This is a genomic window from Gemmatimonadota bacterium (assembly GCA_026702745.1).
GTDB lineage: Bacteria > JAAXHH01 > JAAXHH01 > JAAXHH01 > JAAXHH01 > JAAXHH01.
In genome coordinates, this window is sequence record JAPPBT010000060.1 from 93,293 (window position 1) to 110,570 (window position 17,278).

12 protein-coding genes and 2 tRNA genes are annotated in these 17,278 nt (G+C 61.5%); 9 read left to right on the plus strand and 5 right to left on the minus strand.

Features of this window, described 5'->3' with window-relative positions; genetic code table 11:
- Nucleotides 1-11 precede the first annotated feature (11 nt).
- The 3 genes from OXH56_09840 to OXH56_09850 all read right to left on the minus strand — a co-directional run bounded on the left by OXH56_09840 (nucleotide 12) and on the right by OXH56_09850 (nucleotide 4,886).
- Entirely contained in the window at nucleotides 12-1,967 is a 1,956-nt protein-coding gene (locus tag OXH56_09840) for a hypothetical protein (protein ID MCY3555609.1), read from the minus strand.
- On the minus strand, nucleotides 1,964-3,457 hold the full coding sequence (locus tag OXH56_09845; protein ID MCY3555610.1) for a carboxypeptidase M32: 1,494 nt from the start codon (nucleotides 3,455-3,457) through the stop codon (nucleotides 1,964-1,966). Before OXH56_09845 ends, OXH56_09840 begins: the two co-directional genes overlap by 4 nt.
- A gap of 106 nt (nucleotides 3,458-3,563) precedes the next feature.
- A complete protein-coding gene (locus OXH56_09850) occupies nucleotides 3,564-4,886 on the minus strand; it encodes an ATP-grasp domain-containing protein (GenBank protein ID MCY3555611.1) in 1,323 nt (440 codons plus the stop codon).
- 328 nt (nucleotides 4,887-5,214) lie between these two features.
- Between OXH56_09850 and OXH56_09855 the strand changes: the two genes are divergently transcribed.
- The 8 genes from OXH56_09855 (at nucleotide 5,215) to pyrD (ending at nucleotide 13,227) form a co-directional block, all read left to right on the plus strand.
- Entirely contained in the window at nucleotides 5,215-5,487 is a 273-nt protein-coding gene (locus OXH56_09855) for an HU family DNA-binding protein (GenBank protein MCY3555612.1), read from the plus strand.
- A 203-nt stretch (nucleotides 5,488-5,690) separates the two neighbouring features.
- Nucleotides 5,691-6,350 (plus strand): hypothetical protein, encoded by a 660-nt coding sequence (locus tag OXH56_09860; protein MCY3555613.1) that lies wholly within the window; start codon nucleotides 5,691-5,693, stop codon nucleotides 6,348-6,350.
- Nucleotides 6,347-7,744, plus strand: coding sequence for a hypothetical protein (locus OXH56_09865; GenBank protein MCY3555614.1), 1,398 nt, complete (start codon nucleotides 6,347-6,349; stop codon nucleotides 7,742-7,744). The genes OXH56_09860 and OXH56_09865 overlap by 4 nt, the downstream gene beginning before the upstream one ends.
- Before the next feature lie 242 nt (nucleotides 7,745-7,986).
- Entirely contained in the window at nucleotides 7,987-10,119 is a 2,133-nt protein-coding gene (locus tag OXH56_09870) for an Ig-like domain-containing protein (protein MCY3555615.1), read from the plus strand.
- Between the two features lie 91 nt (nucleotides 10,120-10,210).
- A tRNA-Leu gene (locus OXH56_09875) sits at nucleotides 10,211-10,297 on the plus strand.
- A 38-nt stretch (nucleotides 10,298-10,335) separates the two neighbouring features.
- A tRNA-Val gene (locus OXH56_09880) sits at nucleotides 10,336-10,409 on the plus strand.
- A 129-nt stretch (nucleotides 10,410-10,538) separates the two neighbouring features.
- Nucleotides 10,539-11,588 (plus strand): mandelate racemase/muconate lactonizing enzyme family protein, encoded by a 1,050-nt coding sequence (locus OXH56_09885; GenBank protein ID MCY3555616.1) that lies wholly within the window; start codon nucleotides 10,539-10,541, stop codon nucleotides 11,586-11,588.
- Nucleotides 11,589-12,018: 430 nt separating this feature from the next.
- Nucleotides 12,019-13,227 (plus strand): dihydroorotate dehydrogenase (quinone), encoded by a 1,209-nt coding sequence (gene pyrD / locus OXH56_09890; protein ID MCY3555617.1) that lies wholly within the window; start codon nucleotides 12,019-12,021, stop codon nucleotides 13,225-13,227.
- Here pyrD and OXH56_09895 read toward each other — a convergent pair.
- Nucleotides 13,224-14,384: a Gfo/Idh/MocA family oxidoreductase gene (locus OXH56_09895; GenBank protein MCY3555618.1), complete on the minus strand. Its 1,161-nt coding sequence runs from the start codon at nucleotides 14,382-14,384 to the stop codon at nucleotides 13,224-13,226. The genes pyrD and OXH56_09895 overlap by 4 nt on opposite strands.
- A gap of 56 nt (nucleotides 14,385-14,440) precedes the next feature.
- Nucleotides 14,441-15,304 (minus strand): phytanoyl-CoA dioxygenase family protein, encoded by an 864-nt coding sequence (locus OXH56_09900; protein MCY3555619.1) that lies wholly within the window; start codon nucleotides 15,302-15,304, stop codon nucleotides 14,441-14,443.
- Between the two features lie 389 nt (nucleotides 15,305-15,693).
- Between OXH56_09900 and htpG the strand changes: the two genes are divergently transcribed.
- The coding region (gene htpG, locus OXH56_09905) for a molecular chaperone HtpG (GenBank protein MCY3555620.1) at nucleotides 15,694-17,278 on the plus strand (1,585 nt) is incomplete at its 3' end.

Sequence of the window (17,278 nt, forward strand, 5' to 3'; positions counted from 1 at the left end):
AGGTACTCCGATTAGAAGAACTGCAGTTCGTGTATGGTCCCACGAAAGTACCAGTAATCGGCCAGGACCGCAATGGCAGCACCGAGGACGTATCCGACGATGATGCCGATCATCAGCGGCTGAACGGCACGATAGAGGCGTACACCGCCCGTCCTGATCAGAATGGACTTCAGCAACCAGGCGAGAAAGACGGGAAAGAAGGCGTGCCGGGCGGGACCTCCGGCGGCCACCACGAACCCGATGGGCGATAAGGGCCACCAGCTGAAGTAGTACCGGGCCACGGTCATCCCCGTGACGATCAGCATGCCGGCGACCAGGAAGAACACCTCCGCGCCCGAGATCGTTGTGCTGTTATTCATCCAGGTGACGATCAGGTTGTAGAAGCCGGGGTCGCCGGCGACATTCGCGTAGTAATTCGCCGCGCCGCCCATCCGGTAACCGGTATAGGCCGAGTAGCCGATGGCTGTGACCGCGCTGACGGCGAAGGTGACGGCGGACCAGAAGAAGAGCACGCGTCCCGACATGCCCAGGATCGACTGCAGGCGCGCGACATGCGAGGGGGTGATCATCGTGAAGGTCTTCCAGTTGCGGGCGAAGGCGCTTCCCAGTCCGAGACCCGTCAGGTTCTGGGGAGACAGCGAGGCGGAACCCAGCATGGCGACGGTGAACTGGTGGGCATTGATGGGCAGGTCCAGGAAGACCAGGCCTGATTCCGCCATGACCCTGCACAGTGCGAAATAGAAGAGGAACAGCAGAGAGAGGAAAACGGCGATCACGGGGAAGGACATGCCCGCCGCGTGCAGCCACCAGACAATGTAGGCCATGCCGCACGCGCCCGAAACCAGGGCGGCCCGGTAGGAGAAGAACTCGTCGTCGTCGCGCAGGTTCGTGTCCTTACCCATGACGTGGCGCCATACCATGGCCAGGTGCCGGCGGGCGATCCAGAATCCCCACAGCGCGAAGGCGATCATGCCGCCGATGAACTGGACAGCGACCAGGCCGCCGGGAACGGCGGTGCCCGAGTCTGCGGTAATCCCGACACGGGCCAGGATGCCCTGTTCCAGCGTGTTGACGATCTGGAAGAACCAGACGCTGAACAGGATGTCCATGTTGATGAAATAGGAGAAGGCGAAGGTGATGACGTTCATCCTGATCGCGTGTGCCGGAAAGGCGCGGCCGAGTTCGACGTTAAACAGGGCATTGGCATCGATCGGAAAGGAAAACCACTGGGTCCAGTACGCCGTGGTGTTCCAGAGCATGATGGAGAAGGTGGCCAGGGCGCCGATGAGGAACAGGCGGTGCCGCATGATCGTCGGCACGGCCGAGTCTTCGTCATCGATGGTTTCCGTCATCACGACCGCCGTCTGCACGAGGGGATAGGAAAGACGCTCGTGCTCCACCCACTGCTTGCGCATCAGGATGACGAAGCAGACCCCGACGGCCAGGAGTCCGCCGAAAAAGGACAGCCACCAGAAACTCGGGATGATCCAGGCCGCCCAGGGGATCGGGTAGCTATCCGGCAGTCCCCAGTAGTAATCCCTGTTCGCGTTCTGTTCGTTGGTGACGACCAACCATTCCGGGAGATAGGGAAAGAACAGTTCACGCCACTGGTTCTCGGGGGAGGCGTAGTATTCCGCCGAGGCCATGATGCCGACTACATAGTTGGACATCCCCCAGGTCGGCACCATGAAGCCGACCCAGCCCAGGACGAAGACGAACAGCAGTTCCCGCGAACGCAGGCCCCAGGCGGGGCGGTATGCCTTAAGCAGTATATTGGGCCCCATGACGCCCAGGAGAAACGGGATCAGTAAGGCGAGATCGATGTGGGCGAAGGTGAGGTGGGCGTATCCCAGGAGGTAATGGCTCGTCAGCGAAAAGATGTTGACGGCCACGGCCAGCGCCAGGCCCAGGGCCACGGCCCGCGGTGTCGCTACTTTCTGAATAGAGCGGGCACCCGAAGCGGTCATAGGCGGTACAGGGATCGGTATTTCCTATCAATGTAGGCCAGGAAGCAGTCCGCGGTGAGCGGCTCTCCGGTGACGTGCCGCACTAGGTCTCCCGCGCGGTAGGTCATGCCGGGCCGATGGATGTGGTCCCTGAGCCAGTCCCGCAGCGGCAGCAGTTCCCCGCGTGCGATCCGGTCCGACAGACCGGGCAGGTCGCGTTCGGCGGCGCGGTAGAACTGGGCGGCGTACAGATTACCCAGGGTATAGGTGGGGAAATAGCCGAAACTCCCGTGGGACCAGTGGATGTCCTGCAGTACGCCGTCCCGGTCGTCCGGCGGCTCGATGCCGAGGAGGACCTTCATCTTTTCGTTCCAGACCGCGGAGAGGTCGCCTGCCGTGAACTCGTCCGTGAACAGGCCGCGTTCTATTTCGAACCGGAGCAGGATGTGCAGGTTGTAGGTGATCTCATCCGCTTCGACCCGGATGAGCGAGGGTTTCACCTCGTTGACCGCGGCATAGACCTCCTCTTCGCTCACGTCCGCGGCCTGGTCCGGGAACACGGCGGTGAATTCGGGGAAGAAGAAACGCCAGAAGGCCCGGCTCCGGCCGACCATGTTCTCCCACAGGCGCGACTGGGATTCGTGGATGCCCAGGGACACGGACGCGCCCCGGGGCGTGCCTTCGTGGACCGGGTCATGGCCTTGCTCATAGAGGCCGTGTCCCGCCTCGTGGATGACGCCGTAGAAGGACTGCATGGGCAGGGTCTCGGAGTACCGGGTCGTCAGGCGGACGTCCTGCACGCCCATGTGGGTGCAGAAGGGATGGGGGGAAATGTCCAGGCGCCCGGCCTCGAAATCGAAGCCCATGCGCTCTGCGGCCATGACGCCCATGCGCCGCTGGTCGCCTAAGGGGTAGTTCCGCTCCAGGAAGTCGGTGCGGGGCCGGACCCCGGAGGACGCGATGCGCTGCACCAGGTCCACGAGGGGGCCGCGAATCGAATCGAAGACCGCCGCCGTATCTTTCGTGGTGGCATAGGGTTCGTATTCATCGAGCAGCGCGTCGTAGGGTTCGTCTTCGTACCCGACCGCCTCGGCGACCTCGCGCTGGAGGGCGACCAGCTTGTCGACCCACGGCGCGAACGCCGGGAAATCATCTTCCTTCCGGGCCTTGATCCACACCCCGATGGCCGCCGAACTCGTTTCCGCGATGGACTTGACCAGGTCGACGGGTACCTTGACCGCCCGATCGCTGGAACGGGCGATCTCGCGGATGTTGACCTCCTCGTCGGCCGTCAGCGATTCCGACCGGGCGGAATCCAGTGCCGCCCGCATCTCATCGGATGTGATCCGCTCGTGGGCCATCCCGGAGAGGGTGGCGAGTTGCCGCCCCCGGCTGGCCGCGCCCTTGGGGGGCATGTAGGTTTCCTGGTCCCATCCCATCAGGGCCAGGGCGCCGTAGAGGTCGCTCACCTCGCGGTACATCTCCATTACCCGTTCGTAGTGTGTTGGCACGGCTATAATCTCCCTTGTATGATTCCCGCTCTGCCGATGCGCTGCCTGTACACGACCTTATCGGGCGACACGAATCCTCGCTGCGCACCAGGCGGTATTGATCCCTCTACGTAGCCAGGACCGTCTTGACGCGCATTCGAAGGCTGCGATGGGCCCTTCGCAGCGTCCGCGCGACCTGGCCCGGTTCTTCCCCTCTCGCGAATATGAAACCGGGGTAGCTGGCGCCTTCCGGCAATGGGGTCAGCATGTCGCCTTCCTTCGCGGTGATGACCACGTCCTCCACGCCCGGGGTCTTCTTCGCCTCCTCGACGCCATCGAATCCCTGGAACATTCCGCCTTCCGGCACCGGCAGCATCATCACGCCCGCGGCCTCCGGCTTGTTCGCCGCGGCGTTCGTTTCCTTCGTCTGGCCCGCGGCCTCGTCTCCCGTCCCGCCGCGGCTTTGCGTCTCGCAGTCCGCCTGGTCCGCCTGGTCCGCCTGGTCCGCCTGGTCCGCCTGGTCCGCTCCGCCGCGGCTCTGCGCCTTGCCGCCGACTCCATCCACGTCCTCGCCCAGGGCATGGCGCAGGATGAGCTCCTCCAGGGATATCCCCAGTCCGTACTCCAGCACGCGCGAGCAGAGGCCACCGATGGACCGGCCCGCGATTTCGATGATCCTGGCTTCGCCGTGGTGGACCCGCAGTTCGGCATGGACCGGCCCCTCCGTGAGTCCCACGGCCGAGGAAGCCCGCTGGACGACATCGTACACGATCTCTTGCGTCTCTTCGGGCAAGCGCGAAGGCGTTACGTATATCGTCTCTTCGAAATAGGGACCCTCCAGGGGATCGGGCTTGTCGAACAGGGCGAGCACGCGCAGGCGGCCGCCGCTCAACAGCCCCTCCAGGGCCACCTCCCGGCCGGGCATATAGGACTCCACCATGATGCGGTGGGCGTCAGGGTCCAGGCTCGGCGGCCGGTCCTCCGCGCTTTTGAGGATGCGGCCGATCCTGCGGAAAGCTTCGATGAAGCCGTCGGGCGAGTCGGCCCGGATGACACCCCGGCTGCCCGAAAGCAGGACGGGCTTGAGCACACAGGGGTAACGCTGTTCCAATGCGAGTTCCTCGACCGGGACCGACAGGTCGAACCGGACGAAATTGGGGCACCATACACCCGCGGCCGAGAGCATTTCCCGCATGCGGTACTTGTTGCGCGCGGCGATGGCCGCTTCGGGCGAGTTGTGCGGCAGGCCGAGGACCTTACACGCCCGGGCGGCGATTTCGGTGGTATAATCGTCGACGGGTACGATGGCGTCGAGGGGATGTTCACGGGCGTAGTCCACGATTTCATCCACGGCCTGCGACACGTACCGGAGCCTGAGCGACAGCGGGATGTCCCACGCCTCCGCCAGCAACTTGCAGAAGTCCGATCCCACGACGACTTCGAGGTTCATGCGGCACGCCGCTTCCAGAAACGGATCCGCACGATAGGTCGTCGTCGGCATCAGGAGAAGCAGTCTTTTGGACGGGTTTTCCGATGGCATGATTAGATTAAAAAATAGAAGTTTAGTGGATCGAAATCAATGAAATCGCCCGCCCTGTCGCAGTACCATACACAGGTATAGCGAAAAAAAACTTGCTTAGGAAACAGCGTACGAAATATATTGCACGTACACTTCGCGTAATTCACCCGCAAGCACAGGACCTTTTAACGGTCTGTCGCGGGATTTCTCGCACTCTATCGGGTGCATTACTCCCATTATTTCATCTGGAGGGTAATCAATGAATCGCACAGAATTGGCCGGTAAGGTTGCTGATGCTACTGGGTTGTCCAAAGCGCAAGCCGACGCCGCAGTCGCCGCAGCACTCGACGCCATCAAGAGCAGTCTCAGCGACGGCGATTCCGTCACGTTGATCGGCTTCGGCACGTTCAGCGTATCGAACCGCGCTGCTCGCCAGGGGCGAAATCCCGGTACGGGCGAGTCCATTACGATCGCGGCGAGAAACGTGGCAAAGTTTACGGCTGGCAAAGCGTTAAAAGACGCCATAGGCTAAACTCGAGATACGGGAGCCGGTTCGGGCATATCGTCCGGTCCGGCTCCTTTCGAAACATCGACTCACGGATGGATCCCACTTACGGGACGTCGAATGTACTTGCGCCTCGAGGGTTTCCATCCGTCTTCCTGCTTGAATCAGGAAGGCCGGGTCGTACTTTTTTTGGCCGGCAACGCACACGTGTGCATACGTGGAGAATCTCCTTGCCGCTCTATGAGTTCACCCTCACGGATTTCCTGTTTCCCGCGGATCTGCCGAACAACAAGGCCAATTTCCGCTTCGTCGTCGACCTGCGTTTTATCAACCACCGGAGCCAGTTCGCCACCGAACATGCCGTAATGCCCAGTCTCGACACTTTCTGGGAATGCGATACCGGGAGATCGGGCAAGCCGAATTACGTTCGAAGCGCCGGGGAGGAGAATCTCAGGATCGGCGAAGGCAAGCCCGACCGGTGCGGCCGGTTCGAAATGGACGCAATAGACGACTGGGACAAGCTGATCCTGCTGGTGCGGGGGAAGCGTATCCATTCCATACAGTTCAAGGTGTTCGACGTGGACCGCCGGGACGCCTGGGACAAGATCAAGGACTTCCTGGGCGGAATCGTCGAAGCCGTCGTCGGCAGAATCAAGGGAACGATCCCGGAAAACCTGCCCCTGAACCTGCCCGAATCCCTGGGCGGCGCCGCGGACGACCTGCAGTCCTTCCTCCTGAAGAAGATCGCGGGTGGCGACGCAATCCTCTTCAGGGGATCAACCCCGCTCGGAGAATTGACCGATGGGGAAAAGGCCCACCTGACGGTCCACGGCCGGGGCACCGGTGGAACCTACATGATCGGTTTCGACCTCACCCAGCGGGATGGATGACCAGAAACGTCATGATTGTAATCATCAGCGATCTTCACCTTACGGACGGTACGACCGGGCAGACCATCAAGGAAAACGCCTTTCGGATCTTTGCCAGGCGGGTCCGGGACATGGCCATCTCGGCTTCATGGCGCAAGGGAGGCCGGTACCAGCCGATCGAGCGAATCGACATCCTCCTTCTCGGAGATATCCTGGACGTCCTCAGGTCCACCGCGTGGCTGGAGAATGACTACGGACCGCGCCCCTGGAGCGATCCCGATGATCTGCCTTACATCGGGAAGCTGAACGACATAACCACCGCTATCCTGGCGCACAACGAACCGTCGCTCACCTGCCTCAGGAACCTGGCCGAACCCGGTGGTCTCCTGCTGCCTCCGCCAGGCGGCGCCAATGGGGACCCACGGCCGTCCGAACCCGGCCTGCCGGTCGAGGTCGGCATCCACTACATGGTGGGGAACCACGATTGGTTCTACTGCGTCCCCGGTAGATCCAGCCAGCTCCTCCGCAGAAAGGTCGCAGCCGCCCTGGGCCTGGAAAACGACCCTGAACAGCCCTTTCCCCACGAGCCCGAAGATTCGACCCGCATTGCCGGGATACTGCAGGCGCACGGCGTCCGGGCGTGCCATGGCGATATCTACGATCCGTTCAACTACTCCGGTTCACGGGACCAACCCTCCCTGGGAGACGCGATCTTGATCGAGCTGTTGAATCGATTCCCCTTCGAAGTCCGCAACCGCATGGGTTCGCTGCTTCCCCGGACCTTTATCGAAGGCCTGCGCGAACTGGACAATGTCCGTCCGCTGGCCGCGGCTTCCGTCTGGGTCGACGCGCTGCTGCATGAACACGGCGTGTCCCCGATGCAGGCCGGGAAAGTCAAGGATACGTGGAACAACCTGGTGGACGACTTCCTGGCCCTGGATTTCATACGGGACCGAGGTTCGATGTACAACCCCTTCGAGAGCGTGGACAAGCTGGAGTACGCGCTCCGGTTCACGCGGGACGTTCCGCTGGGCCTGTCCGGCAGGCTGGGTGCATGGTGGAACCGGGTGACGGGCGATTCTGCGGACTCCTACTTTGCTCACGCGGCCAGGGAGAAAGCGGTTGAGGACCACGAAGCCCGCTTCGTGGTGTACGGACACACCCATCATCACGAAATCGTGCCCCTCGACGTCGCGCCCCTCGGCATCGCGACGGGGAACGGGCGCCGGGGCGCGCAGGTCTACTTCAACGCGGGTACCTGGCGCCGGGTGCATCGCCTCGCCCGGTCCTCCCGTTCAGGCCGTGCCTTCATCGCCTACGACGTCATGACCTACCTGGCCTTTTTCAAGGACGACGAACGAAAGGGACGGCCCTTCGCGTGCTGGTCCGGGGCGCTCGGGGAAGGCCAGGGGTAGGTACCTGGTATAACAGTTCCTCACCGGACTCCTCTACCGTACCACGTCGCAATGCTCAGGCGAAATCCTCGAACAACTGCCCGCGCGCGGCTTGGATCCATTTGTGCGCTGCACCCCAGACCGCGTCACAGTGTCAGACATTTATCTAAAATAGTTAATTAAATTGATTATTAACAAACACACATTACATTCTGCAAAACAGATCTTACACGAACTCGATCTCCTGGAAATAGAGAGACAGAATGGCCGTACTTTGTCACAAAAAAACCGCTTTGAGGATTGTCACCGCATGCAGGAGTGTCCTTGTTCTTGTATTCCTGAGTCTGCTGGTACTGTCTTCGTGTGGCAAAGACGGCCCGACCAGACCGGATGGAAGTCCGGTTTCTTCACCTGCACCCGCACCCACACCGGCGCGGATCAGTATAACACCTTCGAGCGTTTCTTTAACTGAAATCGGTGAGACCGCGAGGTTAAGTGCAACAGTCTACAGTAACGACAGTGCTGTCCTATCCGGTGCTGTCCTGTCCTGGGCAAGCAGTAATGCCAACGTGGCTGTCGTCGACAACGGGGGATTGGTGACCGCCGTGTCGTACGGTACGGCGCAGGTCACCGCACGGTCCGGAAACGCATCTCAATCCGTACAAGTTACGGTGATACAGGAAGCCAGCCGCATCGTCATCGAACCGGCCATGGCGACCTTGATGTCCCTTGGACAGACCTTACAAATGACTGCCGCCGTGTTCGACAAGAACGAACAGCCGGTGAAAGACGCCGAAGTGGCCTGGCAGAGTAGCAGCGAGGGGGTGGCCACTGTCGACGATGGGGGACTGGTGACGGCCGTGTCGAATGGCACGGCGCTGATCAGTGCGCGTTCGGGAAGCGCGTCTCAAACCGTACAGGTTACGGTGATGCAGGAAGCGGGCCGCATCGTCATCGAACCCTACATGGTGACGCTCTTTCGATTTGGTTTCGGTGAGAGAAGTCCCCGCAAGACCGTCAAATTGTCCGCTACCGTACTGGATGCGAACGGTCGTGAGTTAGAAGATGCAGAAGTGAAGTGGTCCAGCAACAAGGGCATTGTCACCGTCGATGAAGGGGGGCTGGTAACTGCTGTAAGTGATGGTACGGCAGAGATCACCGCCCGGTCCGGCGACGCCTCGGCGTCGGTCGCCGTCCGCGTTCTGCTGCCCGTTATTATCGAATCCAGTCTGCCGTTAGACCACAGCCGCGGCATCCCCATATTGCGACTCGACACCGAGGGTCAGACCGCCCAGCTCTCCGCAATCGTGTATGATGTGAATGGTCAGGAAGTTGAAGGCGCACCGGTAGAATGGGAACACGTCGAAGATTGCTTTATCTGCGTTGGCACGAATGTGGTCACGGTCGACGAAAATGGTCTGGTGACCGCTCGTACAAACGGTGAAACGATCGTCAACGTGACCGCAAGTGACTTTCATTGGTCGAATTTCAGCTCGTTACAGGTTTCGGTAAATATCATCCCTTCAGGTGGAGCGCATATCAGGGTCTACCCTCCCCATCTGCACCTGGGTATCGGTATGATGGTACAGCTTTCCACGTCAATGTACGACGAAGACGGGCAGGTGGTAGAGGATACCGAGTTTGCCTGGTCCAGCGATGACAATACAGTAGCCACCGTGGACGCTGACGGACTGGTAACTGCCGAAGCCTACGGTATGGCGCGGATTACCGCACAGGCGGACGAACTTTCGGCTTCAATTTCCTTGATTGTCAGTGCAAGGAGTGACCGGGCAAGACTGATCAGTTTCTACCATGCGACCGATGGAGAGAATTGGAGAGATTCTGCGTTCAACAACTGGCTGAGCACCGCGCCGATTGCCGACTGGGACGGCGTGAAGCTCAATGAGGCGGGAAGGGTGAGAAGCCTGTTGCGCGGGACGCAGAATCTGACCGGTACTATTCCTCCTGTACTCGCTCAACTCAGTGAACTTCGCGTACTGCAACTGTTCAGGAACGCGTTGACAGGCAGTATTCCCCCGGAGCTCGGTCAACTCGCTTATCTCGAAGAATTGTATCTGGGAACAAACCAGTTGACGGGCGGTATTCCGCCGGAACTCGGTCAGCTTGAAAATCTCGAAATCCTGGATCTTTGGCAAAACCAGTTGTCGGGTAACGTGCCACCGGAACTTGGTCAACTTGCCAACCTAGAAGTGCTCGATCTCTCACGAAACGCGGATCTTTCCGGCCCGCTGCCGGAAGAGATGCTCAATCTGACGAAACTGGACGCGCTCTCAATAGGGAGTACGCAGTTATGCGTGCCAAAGACCGACCGGTTTGATGAATGGTTGGCCGGGATTCGGGTGAAACTCGGTGTTAGCCGCTGCGGAGCGCCGTAAGCTCGTTACCAGCCATATCCGGTTTCCCTTGACTTGCGGGGGTTCGCGCCCTACCATGGTGCAGTTGTGTTGGGAGATCCGGGGACGGTTTGCCGGGGTGGTGGAATTGGTAGACACAGGAGACTTAAAATCTCCCGGACCTCAATAGTCCGTGCCGGTTCGAGTCCGGCCCTCGGCATTCGGGGTCATGAACACACTGGTGAATGCTGATTTGCGGGGCGCTTAGCTCAGATGGTTAGAGTGCCACGTTGACATCGTGGAGGTCAGTGGTTCGATCCCACTAGCGCCCATTCGATTCCGAACCGTAAAACTGCCCGGTACGGGTCTCCCCGGCCGGGTTTCTCATGCCCACTCGATCCGCAACCTGTTGCTGTTAACCGCATCCAGTTGCCATTGACCGCAACCTGTTCCTATTCCGCATGAAGATCACGGACGTCAAGGCCGTCTACCCGTCACGGAACAAGAAAGGGACGGGCGCCTGGCAGGAATACTACTGGCAGATCGTGGTCCGGGTGGACACGGACGCGGGCGTGACCGGGTACGGGTATGGCGGGGGCGGCGAGCCCGGCAGACTGATCGTCAACGGCCATCTGCGCGATGCACTGATCGGCAGGTCCATCGGGAGCGTGGAGGATATCCGCCGGGTTTGGGACCACCTTTACTTCAAGTCCCTGCCGTACGGCCGCGGCGGCATCGCGATCATGGCCCTGAGCGGGATCGACCTGGCGCTGTGGGATCTGCTCGGAAAGGCCGAGGGCCGGCCCGTGTACGATCTGATCGGGGGTATGAAGAAGGAAAAGATCCGCGCCTATGCGACCGGGGGCGATCTGTCCCGGGTCCGCGACCTGGGCTACACCGCGGTGAAGCGCTCGCACCAGTGGCGGTCAGAAGCCGACTTCGATTCGGCCGTGATCCAGGCGGTCCGTTGCAGGGAGATGTTCGGCCGGGACGCGCTGCTCATGTTCGACTGCTATATGTCCTGGGACGCCGCGGTTGCCTTGCGGATGCGAGAAATCCTGGACGAATATGCGCCCTACTGGTTCGAGGATCTCGTCACACCGGACCATCTGACCGAACTGGCGGAACTCCGGCCCCAGCTGGCTCCCGTGCTGTTGGCCGGCGGCGAGCATGACTTCTCCCACCACGCTTTCGCCGCCATCGCCCGCGCCGGCGCCCTGGACCTGTGGCAGCCCGATATCACGTGGTGCGGCGGCATAACGGCCGGACTGCGAATCGTGGATCTGGCAAGATCACACGGCGTGCCCGTTTGCCCCCATCGCGGCGGTGAGATCTGGGGGCTGCACCTGATCGCGGCCACGGACTGCATGGACCTGGCGGAGACCCACCCGGACCGGTGGAGTGGTGGGAAGGACGAGGTCCTGCTCGACGAGCCCGTGGTGTCGGAAGGCCGCATCGCACCGACCGGCCGACCGGGATTCGGCGTCACGCCGAGACCGGAATTCACCTGAACTTCCGGGTAACCTGCATCCGCTCCCGTGGAATCTCAGGAGGCGTTTCGATTTACCTTATCTCGATGAAATGGTGTGACTTGTGGGTTATTCCCCGGCTCGATCGGGGAATTGACGCCGGATCATTTCCGGCATGTTGATGCATCGGCATGGACCGCGCCTCGTACTGCAGCACGGCGGCGCAAAAAAGGAAAGGAGGAATTATGATATCTGAACAACGGAGGTGTGACGACTGATCTGATCAGTTGACATTCCTCCAGACGCAAGCCGGGCGTCTCGTATTTCCAGGGGCGTCCGGTTTTTTTGTGCTTGCGCCCCATGCCGGCCGGGTATAATCGTGCATAGACGGAGCGACAACCTCGGTCAGATCGCATTGGCCGGCGCGCGACTCCGGTCACGTCCCGATCGATCATTCAGGACCACGCCGCCCATGTCTCTCTACCCCCTCATTCGTCCCCTGCTGTTCCGCCTGGACCCGGAGTGGATCCATCGCGCAACGCTGTCCGCGGTCGGCAGGGCGGGTCGCATACCTCCCGTGCGCGGAATGCTCCGGGGCCTCCTCACCGTGGACGATCCGCGGCTCAGGGTGGAAGCCGGTGGCCTCGCCTTTCCCAATCCCGTCGGTTTGGCCGCCGGATTCGACAAGAACGGCGTGGCCATGGAAGGACTCGCTGCGGCGGGATTCGGATTCGTGGAGGTGGGTTCGGTCTCGGCCCATCCTTCGGCGGGCAATCCCGAACGGCCACGGCTGTTCCGTGTACCGGAAGATGAAGCGATCGTGGTCAATTACGGGGTGCCCAACGACGGTGCGGACGCGGTGGCGCGGCGATTCGATTCCGCTCGGACGCGGCAGTCGCCCGGGTCGCCCGGGTCACCCGGATCGCCCGGATCGCCCGTTCAGCCTGGGTCGGCCCGCCCGCCCGATCGGCTCGGCCAGCCCGGAGAGGCCCGCCCGCCCGTTCCCCTGGGCATCAACCTGGTGGAGACGAACACCGGGAGACCGGCGGATGCGGAAGAGGTAGTGGAGGAACTGGTCGCGGCGATGCGTCCCTTTCTGGGTCTGGCCGATTACGCGACGCTCAATCTGAACTGCCCGAACACGACGTCGGGCCACAGCCCCTTCGACGATCCGGGCACGCTGGGGAAGCTGCTCTCGGGATACGCCGGCTACGACACCATGCCGCCTACCTTCCTGAAGGTGGTGCCGACCACTGACCCCGCAACGATCGAGGGGACGCTCGCCGCCATGGATCCATTCCCCTTCGTAAAGGGCATCGTGTCCGGACTGCCCACCGGAAAGCCCTATGATAGCCTGAAGACCCCGCCACAACTCCTCGAACGCATGCCCGGGACCCTTTGCGGCCGGCCGACCCGCACGCTGATCGACGCGTCCATCCAGGCCTGGTATCCCCGGATGGATCGCGGCCGCCACGTGATCGTCGGGACCGGGGGAATTTTCACGGCCGATGACGTCTACCGGAAGATCAGGTTGGGCGCGACCCTGGTCCAGGTCTACACGGCCCTCGTCTACCACGGACCGGGCCTGGTGAAGCGAATCAACCGGGGCCTTTGCCGCCTGATGGCCCGGGATGGCCTTGACCGGATCACCGATGCCGTGGGCGTGGACAATCCGCCCTAGAACGTGCCTTCCACGCTCAGCGTCGTACCGCCGGTATCCTTCTTGCGCACCGTGGACGACCGGATCCGCTCCTGCAGCTTCTCGAAGTAGAGCGCCTCGTCCACCGGGATATCGACCCAGTCGTCCTGCCAGGCGGAAAGCAGCATGGCGTTGGCCAGTTCGACGCCCCGGATGCCTTCAACGCCCGGCGCGATGAGCGGCGTGCCCTCCAGGATCGCGCGCACCCAGTCCTTCGTGATGCCCCTGTGCTCCTCGCCGCCGGCCTGGAAGGGGATTTCGCATTTCCAGGTCTCCGGGCTGCCGAAACCGCCCTTCCATTCGCGGTTGAAAACATCCGCCGGCGTGCGATTGCGCCAGAAGGTGATCCGGCCCTCCTCCATGACCACCTTTCCGTTGTCACCCGTGATTTCCATGCGGTTGGTTCCGGGCGACTCGCCCGTGGTCGTGATGAATACCCCCGTGGCGCCATTTTCGTACTCGGCGTAGGCCGTCACGTCGTCTTCGACCTCGATGTCGTGGTACTTGCCGAAGCCGCAGAAGGCCCGGATGCGTACCGGCATGCCGCAGATCCACTGCCAGAGGTCGAGGTTGTGGGGGCACTGGTTGGCGAGCACACCGCCGCCTTCGCCGGACCACGTGGCGCGCCAGCCGCCCGAGTCGTAGTAGCTCTGCGCGCGGAACCAGTTCGTAATGATGTAGTTCGTCCGGCGCAACTCGCCCAGTTCGCCCGATGACACGAGTTCCTTGAGCTTCCGGTGCTCGCCCAGCGTCCGCTGGTTGAACATCAGACCGAAGACGAGGCCGCTCTTCTCGGCCGCCGCGTTCATTTCCCGCACCTGGCGCGTGTATACGCCAGCCGGTTTCTCGCAAAGCACGTGCAGTCCCCGGCCGAAAGCCCTGACCGCCAGCGGCGGATGGTCGTAGTGGGGCGTCGCGATGATCACGGCGTCGATCGCCGCAGACTTCAGCAGTTCATCCGCGCTTCCATAGGTCGAGACGTCGTCGCCGGCGAGTGATTTCGCGCGCGCCAGTTGATCCGGATCGACATCGCAGACGGCCTTCAGCTCCGCGTCCGGCACTTCGTTCCCGGTGAGGTATTCGACGTGGAACCCGCCCATGTTCCCGAGGCCGATCACACCGATGCGTACGACGTCCATGGATTACTCCTTCCTGCGTCATTCGCGTCCTGCGGTTTTCAACCGTCCAGGTTCGCTTACCCGGCCAGGGCGGCAGGCTTTCCGTTACGCATCACAAAGGGGAAATGTTCGCCCGCCTGGTTCATGGGCGCCCCATCCGGCAGGTCGACGAAGGCCTTCATGACGTGCTGACCGGAAGCGACGAAGCGGGACTCGCCCGTCATGTAATGCATGGCGATGGCGCGTCGGGGCTGATCGGACCGGTTGAAAGGTGAGCCATGCCAGGTCAGCGAGTGGTGGAACGAAACCTCACCGGCCTTTACCGGCCAGGGGCGGGGTGCTACCTTTTCCGCGCCGTTGCCGCCCGGGGGCGCGAATCCTTCGATCCGCCCGAAGTCCTCGACCTGCTGCAGGTGGGCCTGCGTCCGCAGGAACTCGATCTGATCGCCCCACCGGTGGCTGCCCGGCGTCATCCACATGCACCCGTTTTCCACCGTCGCGTCGTCGAGGGCGACCCATGCGGATACCGGCGTCATGGGCCGTATGATGGGCCACAGCGGTGCATCCTGGTGCCAGCTGGTTACGCCGCCGTAGCCCGCCGGCTTGTACTGGATCTGGTCATGCCAGACCATCAGTTCGTCCGCCTCCGTGAGCCGGCTGATGGCATCCACGATGAAAGGATGGTGAATCAGCCTGTGGTAGGCGTCCGATACTTCCCAGATGTTCACGATCTGCCAGACGCAGCGATCCGGTTCCCGATCGCGGACCATGTTGTGGAACAGCACCGGCCTCGGTCCGTCCTCGGGAAAGCCTTCCGGACCGGTGTCGAGCACGCGCTGCAACTCGTCGCGTAGTTCCTGGACGCCGGCGTCGTCGAGCACGCGGCCTCCATTCAGAAAACCGTTCTGGCGGAATTCGGCTATTTGTTCATCGGTGATCATCCCGGCTTCTCCTGTTTCGACCGCGTACGAAGCACAGGAACAGTACGTGCCGTCGACGCTTTTTCGGTCTCCTTTGATGTCGTACCTACAGCTGATGACGTATCTACGGTGTTCAAAAACGTGTGTTTTTCAGGTTACCAATTTACCCCCCGGCACGAAGCGGCCAAAGCCTTTTTTGAAGGAAGCCCCTTGTTGACAATTCCGGCTTAAACCCCTATTATACGCATGTTGTCCGGACCGGTGCGAACGAGCGGCAGACCGGCGGAACACACCACGTTTTGCAGAAGGAAAACAGACCGAACACTTTGTCTCCGGGCGTAACTCTCGGCCCGAGACGGCATGTCGATCCGGGAGCAACCGCTCCCCTGACCAGGAGGAAAGGCCAGACGATGTCCGAAGCACCAACCGCGTCCACCGAAACCATGGAATTCAAGAGCGAGTTGCGGCAGATCCTTCACCTGATCACCCATTCGCTCTATTCCAACAAGGAGATCTTCCTTCGCGAACTGATCAGCAACGCCAGCGACGCGATCAACAAGATCCGCTTCAATTCCATCAACAACAACGATCTGCTCGACGGTGACACCGAGTGGAAAATCAAGCTCATCGCCGACAAGGACAAGAATACGCTGACGGTTTCCGACAACGGCACGGGGATGTCCCGCGAAACAGTTATCGACCAGTTGGGCACGATCGCGAAGTCCGGCACCCGGGCCTTCCTCGAGACCCTGCAGCAGGCCGATGAAGCCAGCCGTCCCGAATTGATCGGCCAGTTCGGCGTGGGCTTCTACTCGGCATTCATGGTGGCCGACCGGGTGACGGTGGTCTCCCGCCTGGCGGGCGATCCGAAGGATGAGGGCGTCCGCTGGGTCTCCGCGGGGGAGGGCGAGTTCACCATCAAGACAGTGGATAAGGAGACGCACGGGACCGACGTCACGCTCCATCTCAAGGAGGAAGAGAAGGAGTTCCTGGAGGAGTGGCGGCTCCGGCAGGTGGTGAAGGAGTTCTCCGATTTCATCGAGTACCCGGTCGTCATGGACGTGGAACGGCACGAACCCGTTGAGGGCGAGGACGACAAGGAGGACGACAAGACCGAGGTGGTGGTCCGGGAAGAGACGCTCAATTCCATGAAGGCCCTCTGGCTGCGGTCGAAGGACGAGATCGAGGAAGACGAGTACAACGCCTTCTACCGCCAGATCTCCCACGACTACGGCGATCCCGCGAAGGTGATCCACTACACGGCCGAGGGGCTGACGGAGTTCAAGGTACTGCTCTTCATCCCGGCGAAGCGGCCCTTCGACATGATGTTCGGCGATCCCAAGGTGGGCCCCAGGCTGTACGTGCAGCGGGTTCAGATCATGGAGAACTGCGAGGAACTACTGCCGCCCTACCTGCGCTTTATAAAGGGCGTGGTGGACTGCGCGGACCTGCCCCTCAACGTCTCCCGCGAGATCCTGCAGCAGAACCCCATCCTCGACCGCATCCGGAAGAACATCGTCAAGCGGATCTTCACCGTGCTGGAGGAGATGAAGAAGGACGAGTTTGACAAGTACGTGGCGTTCTACCGGGAACTGGGCATGATCCTCAAGGAAGGAATGGCGCAGGACTTCGAGAACCGGGACACCCTCACCTCGCTGGCCGTGTACGAATCCATGAATACCGAGGCCGGGAAGTACATTTCCATGGATGAATACGTCGACCAGATGCCGCCCGACCAGGAGGAGATCTACTACCTGATCGGCGAGCACCGTGGCATGCTCGAGCGGACGCCGTACTTGGAGGTCTTCCGGGACCGCGGCTGGAACGTCCTCTTCATGACGGACCCCATCGACGAATTCGTCATGTCGTCGGTGGACGAGTACCGCGAGAAGAAGTACAAGGCGGCCGACAAAGGCGACATCTCGGCGGACGAAGAAAGCAAGGCCAGGGCGGAGATGGACTGCATGGGCCTGCTGCAGATCGACGCCGTCAACG